Genomic DNA, 6,257 nt, shown 5'->3' on the forward strand with positions numbered 1-6,257 from the left:
ACAAGCATAGCTAGGGCGCTTCGGCAGAGCGGGCAAATGATTTCAAAAGACTCCATCGTGGCGCTGTCGAGCGGGCGCCTGCCGGCCGGCATTGCAGTGATCCGGATTTCCGGGCCGCAGAGTCGATTCGCTGTCGAAACGATTGCGGGATCGAAGGTGTCAAACCGCGTTGCCACCTATCGCAAGTTCCGGGCGCCCGACGGATCGGTGCTGGACAGCGGCCTGGTCGTCTTCTTTGCCGGTCCCGACAGTTTTACCGGCGAGGACGTTGCAGAGTTCCATGTGCATGGCGGGCGCGCCGTTGTGGCGAGGATGCTGGAAACGATCGCCTCCTTCGACGGCGTCAGGCATGCCGAGCCTGGCGAATTCACCCGCCGCGCCTTTCTCAACGGCAAGCTCGATCTGGTCGAAACCGAGGCGCTGGCCGATCTCATCAACGCCGAAACCGAGGCGCAGCGGCGCTTTGCCGTTCACAACGCCCAAGGCGTGCAGAGCGAACTCTATCTGGGCTGGCGCCGACGGCTGATCCACGCCCGCGCGATGATCGAGGCCGAGATCGACTTTGCCGACGAGGATGACGTGCCGGGCTCGGTCGCCGATACAGTCTGGTCCGATGTTCGGGCGATGATCGGGGAAATAGAGCGCCACGTCGCCGGCTTCCGCGCTGCCGAAATCATTCGCGATGGGTTCGAAGTGGTAATCCTCGGCGCGCCGAATGCCGGCAAGTCCAGCCTGTTCAACGCCTTGGCGCGGCGCGAAGCGGCCATCGTCACCGACGAGCCGGGCACGACCCGCGACCTGCTCGAGGTGGCACTGGACCTGGAAGGGGTGCGGGTCAGGGTAACCGACACCGCCGGTCTGCGCGAGGCGCCCGGCAAGATAGAGGCGATCGGCATCGAGAAGGCCAGGACCAAGGCGCACAGCGCTGATCTGCTGTTGCTGCTGGAGGATCTGGCGGAGCCAATCGCGATCGGTGTGCTGACGAGCGACATTCAGGCGCTGAGGGTCGGAACAAAAATTGACCTGTTGGGGGGCAAATCGCCCTCGCCCGCGGTGCGCTATGATTTCGCTATCTCGACGCGGGACGGCACGGGTCTGGCCGAACTGCTGGACGAGATCGGGCGTCGTGCCGCAGTCCAGATCGGCAAGGCCGGCGATATCCTGCCGTCGCGGCTGCGGCACGTCGAGCTGCTCAACGAGACGAAACGCTTCCTGCTCGCAGCAGTGGCCAGTGGTGATCGCGGCCAGGAACTGCAGGCCGAGGAGCTGCGCCTGGCGGCGGATCGGCTCGGACGAATCGTTGGGTCGGTCGATGTCGAAGACATGCTCGATGTGATTTTTTCGCAGTTTTGTATTGGGAAATGACTCACGTGAAACATAGGGGAAGGAGCACCGGCGGTGATTCACGTGAAACACGGGCCCAGGAATAGGGGGGACTGTTTCACGTGAAACGATCCTGCTCGCAGCGTCTCCCCTTCTCCCACAAGGGGAGAAGGGAAGACAAAACGGCGCCAGGCGATCTCTGTCTGCATTGTCGGGGGCAGTCATGCGTCTGAAGCGCCCTGCGTTCTTGACAGCGCGGGCCTCCAGGGACATGTGTCGGTCCACTTGAATTCGGGATTCTGAAATGACCAATCACTATGATGTGGTTGTGGTGGGCGGCGGTCATGCTGGTTGCGAGGCAGCCAGTGCCGCTGCGCGGGCTGGCGCCAGGACGGCGCTGGTGACGCTGCGCTTCGACACGATCGGCGTGATGTCCTGCAATCCGGCGATCGGCGGCCTCGGCAAGGGCCATCTGGTTCGCGAGATCGACGCCATGGACGGGCTGATGGGGCGCGTCGCCGATGCCGCCGGCATCCAGTTCCGCCTGCTCAACCGCCGCAAGGGGCCAGCGGTGCGTGGTCCGCGAACGCAGGCCGACCGAAAACTCTATCGCCTCGCCATGCAGGCGGCAATCCGCCAGCAGGCTGGCCTCGATGTCATCGAAGGCGAGGTGCTGGATTTCGAAATCAACAACGGGGAAATCGACGACGGACGCATCGCGGCGGTGCTATTGGCGGATGGAAGCCGGCTCGCCTGCGGCGCCGTGGTGCTGACGACCGGCACTTTTCTGCGCGGGCTGATCCATATCGGCGAGAAGAAGATCGTCGCCGGCCGCATGAACGAGCAGGCGAGCGTCGGCCTGTCGGCGACGATGAGCCGCGCCGGCTTCAGGCTCGGGCGGCTGAAGACCGGCACGCCGCCGCGGCTGGACGGCAGGACGATCGATTGGGCGTCACTGGAGAGCCAGGCGGCGGACGAGGACCCCGTGCCGTTCTCGCTGCTGACCGATCGCATCGAAAATCCGCAGATCCATTGCGGCATCACCCGAACGACCAATGCGACGCACGAGCTGATTCGCACCAATCTCGGCCGCTCGGCCATGTATTCGGGGTCGATCGAAGGCGTCGGGCCGCGTTATTGCCCGTCGATCGAAGACAAGATCGTCAAGTTCGGTGACCGCGAAGGCCACCAGATCTTTCTGGAGCCGGAAGGGCTGGACGACGACACGGTGTACCCGAACGGCATTTCGACCTCGCTGCCCGAGGACGTGCAACTCGACATCCTGAAGACCATTCCGGGGCTGGAGCGGGCAACCATGCTGCAGCCGGGCTATGCCATCGAGTATGACCATGTCGATCCACGCGAGCTCAAGCCAACGCTGGAAACCAGGCGGATCGCCGGCCTTTTCCTCGCCGGCCAGATCAACGGCACCACCGGCTACGAGGAGGCCGGCGCGCAAGGGCTGCTTGCCGGCTTGAATGCAGCGCGCAAGGCGTCGGCGAGCGAGGAAATCGTGCTCAGCCGCACCGAAGCCTATATCGGCGTGATGGTCGACGATTTGACCAGCCGCGGCATCGCCGAACCGTACCGCATGTTCACCTCAAGGGCCGAGTTCCGGCTATCGCTGCGAGCCGACAACGCCGATGAGCGGCTGACGCCACTGGCGATAAGGCTGGGGATTGCCTCGCCGGAGCGGATGCAGCGGTTCAACAATGGTATGCAAGACCTTGAGAAGGCGCGACAGCTCGCCCTCGGCACCACCATGACCCCCAATGAGGCAGCGCGCCATGGGCTCGAAATCAACCGGGACGGCGTCCGTCGCTCGGCCTATGAGTTGCTGGCCTATCCCGGCGTCGACATCGCCTGGCTGGCGCGGATCGAGCCGGCTTTCGCGGCGATCGACAGCAAAACGGCCGAACGTCTTGAAACGGAAGCCAAATATTCTGTCTATCTCGACCGCCAGCAGGCCGATGTTTCGCAGATCAGGCATGAGGAGAGCAGGCTTATTCCCGAGTGGCTCGACTTTGCTTCTGTTCCCGGCCTGTCGAACGAGTTGAAGCAGAAGATGCTGGCACGCCAGCCGCGCTCGATTGCCGATGCGCAACGCATGGAAGGCATGACGCCGGCGGCGCTGGCAATTATCGTCGCCCATGTCCGCAATGCCGAGGCAGCCGCGCGAAAGCAGGTCGCGTGAGCGCTGCGTCCTGGGCAAACCTGCAGGCGGCAGCGGGCCCGGTTTCACGTGAAACATTCGATCGCCTGGTCGAGTTCGAGGCCGTCTTCCAGAAATGGAACCGCCGGATCAATCTGGCCGCGCAATCGACGCAGGACGATGTCTGGCGCCGCCACATCCTCGACAGCGCGCAGCTGGCGCGAATCAAACCAGAGGCGAAGCGCTGGGTCGATCTCGGCTCCGGCGGTGGGTTTCCCGGCCTTGTGCTGGCCTTTTTGCTTGCCGAGCGGGACGGCGCCGGTATCGACCTGGTTGAAAGCAACCGGAAAAAAGCATCGTTCCTGCAAGCGGTCATCGGACAGTTCAGCCTGCCCGCCAAGGTTATCGCGCGCCGCATCGACGACAGCTATCCTCTTGTTCCTGCACCGCAAATCGTCACAGCCAGGGCACTCGCCTCGCTGCCCGACTTGCTCGACCTGGCGGCGCCGTGGCTGACCAAGGGGTCGCGCGGCCTGTTTCACAAAGGCCGGGATTACCGCGCCGAAGTGGCAGAAAGCGCTCAACGATGGTCTTTCGATCTGGTAGAACATGCCAGTGCAACCGACGCGCAGGGCGTCATTCTCGAAGTATCCGACTTGCGACAGCACCCTGGCTTGTGACCGGCGACCCCAAATGAATTTCTGGCATAGACCCATGATGAAGAACGGCCCCCGAATCATCACCGTCGCCAACCAGAAAGGCGGCGTCGGCAAGACGACGACCGCCATCAATCTGGCCACCGCGCTGGCGGCCATAGGCGAACAGGTGCTGATCGTCGACCTCGACCCGCAGGGCAACGCCAGCACCGGGCTTGGCATCGACCGGCGCGACCGCACCGTCTCGTCCTATGATGTGCTGACCGGCGAGCTGGACCTCGAAGCGGCGGCAATCCCGACGGCGGTGCCTGGCCTGTCGATCGTGCCGTCGACGCTCGACCTGCTCGGCATCGAGATGGAAATCGCCTCGGCGCCGGACCGGGTACTGCGGCTGCGCAACGCGCTGCGGGCTTCGGCCGAGCGCTCGGCCAATTTCGGCTATGTGCTGATCGACTGCCCGCCCTCGCTCAACCTGCTGACGCTGAATTCGATGGCTGCGGCCGATTCGGTGCTGGTGCCGCTGCAGTGCGAGTTTTTCGCGCTGGAGGGCCTGAGCCAGCTTTTGGAGACGGTCGAGCAGGTGCGCCGCTCGATCAACCCCGACCTGACGATCCAGGGCATCGTGCTGACCATGTTCGACGGGCGCAACAATCTCGCCAACCAGGTGGTGCAGGATGTGCGGGCGCATATGGGCGACAAGGTCTATGAAACCGTCATCCCGCGCAATGTCCGCGTTTCCGAGGCGCCGTCCTATGGCAAGCCGGCGATTCTCTACGACCTCAAATGCTCGGGCAGCCAGGCCTATCTGCAGCTTGCTTCGGAAGTCATCCGCCGCGAGCGCAAATTGCGTGCTGCCTGAACAATAAGCCGATTCGACACCGAAACGATCTGGACGGACGATGAACGAAGACCCTTCGAGGAAAAGACTGGGACGGGGACTGGCGGCGCTGATCGGCGAAATCGATCGCCCGGCGGCGCCGGAAAAGCCAGGCCTGACGGCCGACGGCAAGGTGCCGATCGAGTTCCTCAGCCCTAACCCGAAAAACCCGCGCCGGCATTTTGGCGACGCCGACCTGACCGACCTCGCCCAGTCGATCCGCGAACATGGCGTGGTGCAGCCGGTGGTGGCGCGGCCGTCGAAAACCCAAACGGGCCGCTACGAGATCATCGCAGGCGAGCGTCGTTGGCGCGCGGCCCAACGCGCCGGGCTGACCGAAATCCCGATCATCGTACGTGACGTCAACGATCGCACGGCGCTCGAACTGGCGATCATCGAAAACGTCCAGCGCACCGACCTCAACCCGGTTGAGGAGGCGCTGGGCTACCAGCAACTGATCGACGACCACGGCTATACCCAAGCCGATCTCGGCCAGGTGATCGGCAAGAGCCGCAGCCATGTCGCCAATACGCTGAGGCTGCTGAAGCTGCCCGACGTCATTCGCGACATGCTGGTCGACGGCGCGCTCTCGGCCGGCCACGCCCGCACCCTGGTGACGGCCGAGGACCCGGCCGGGCTTGCCAAGCGGATCATCGACGAGGGGCTTTCGGTGCGCCAGGCCGAAGCTTTGGCGCAGATGCCGGTCGGCGCGCCGGCGGCAAAGCGCCAGCCCGCCGCACCGCCGCAAAAGGATGCCGACACACTGGCGCTGGAGCGGCTGATGACCAGCACGATCGGCATGATCGTCACGATCGAGCACAACCAGCGCGGCGGCGTGATCAGCGTCGCCTACCGGACGCTGGAGCAGCTCGACGAGCTTTGTCGAAGGCTGAAGCGGGAGTAGGTAGTTAGCCGGCGCATAAATATCCGGGTTGGGCAGAGACGCTGCTTCTGCTAAGCCTCAAGCTCTTGTTCACTCCAGGGTGCGCGGCTTGTCTTGCCAGCGTTGAAGGCTTGGCGCGGCTCTCCCTTCTCCCCCTGTGGGAGAAGGTGTCGCCGAAGGCGACGGATGAGGGGTGTTCCAGGGAACGCCGACGCCTCATTCCGTCCAACACCCCTCATCCGTCTCGGCGCTGCGCGCCGATCCACCTTCTCCCACAGGGGTGTTTGGACTGGGGACATCGCGAACAGATGTGCGAGGACATCGCGAACAGTTTTGCATGCTATCGCGCCAGGACATTGAGGTCGA

Annotated in this window: 5 protein-coding genes; all 5 read left to right on the forward strand. The window is 63.9% G+C overall.

The annotated features are described in order from the left end of the window. Window positions 1-36 precede the first annotated feature (36 nt). The 5 genes from mnmE (at window position 37) to NKI52_RS07060 (ending at window position 5,912) form a co-directional block, all read left to right on the forward strand. Entirely contained in the window at window positions 37-1,365 is a 1,329-nt protein-coding gene (gene mnmE, locus NKI52_RS07040) for a tRNA uridine-5-carboxymethylaminomethyl(34) synthesis GTPase MnmE (RefSeq protein WP_352575442.1), read from the forward strand. A gap of 262 nt (window positions 1,366-1,627) precedes the next feature. Continuing rightward, window positions 1,628-3,517 (forward strand): tRNA uridine-5-carboxymethylaminomethyl(34) synthesis enzyme MnmG, encoded by a 1,890-nt coding sequence (gene mnmG / locus NKI52_RS07045; RefSeq protein ID WP_352697419.1) that lies wholly within the window; start codon window positions 1,628-1,630, stop codon window positions 3,515-3,517. Then, a complete protein-coding gene (gene rsmG / locus NKI52_RS07050) occupies window positions 3,514-4,155 on the forward strand; it encodes a 16S rRNA (guanine(527)-N(7))-methyltransferase RsmG (protein ID WP_352570098.1) in 642 nt (213 codons plus the stop codon). Before mnmG ends, rsmG begins: the two co-directional genes overlap by 4 nt. A gap of 34 nt (window positions 4,156-4,189) precedes the next feature. Next, a complete protein-coding gene (locus tag NKI52_RS07055) occupies window positions 4,190-4,990 on the forward strand; it encodes a ParA family protein (protein ID WP_084642633.1) in 801 nt (266 codons plus the stop codon). Between the two features lie 40 nt (window positions 4,991-5,030). Further along, window positions 5,031-5,912: a ParB/RepB/Spo0J family partition protein gene (locus NKI52_RS07060; protein WP_352697421.1), complete on the forward strand. Its 882-nt coding sequence runs from the start codon at window positions 5,031-5,033 to the stop codon at window positions 5,910-5,912. Window positions 5,913-6,257: the final 345 nt, after the last annotated feature.

The organism is Mesorhizobium sp. M0590 (assembly GCF_040320905.1).
In the GTDB taxonomy this organism is placed as follows: domain Bacteria; phylum Pseudomonadota; class Alphaproteobacteria; order Rhizobiales; family Rhizobiaceae; genus Mesorhizobium.

Coding starts and splice junctions, on each gene's coding strand:
- mnmE (WP_352575442.1), top strand. CDS start 37: ATGATTTCAAAAGACTCCATCGTGGCGCTGTCGAGCGGGCGCCTGCCG.
- mnmG (WP_352697419.1), top strand. CDS start 1,628: ATGACCAATCACTATGATGTGGTTGTGGTGGGCGGCGGTCATGCTGGT.
- NKI52_RS07055 (WP_084642633.1), top strand. CDS start 4,190: ATGATGAAGAACGGCCCCCGAATCATCACCGTCGCCAACCAGAAAGGC.
- NKI52_RS07060 (WP_352697421.1), top strand. CDS start 5,031: ATGAACGAAGACCCTTCGAGGAAAAGACTGGGACGGGGACTGGCGGCG.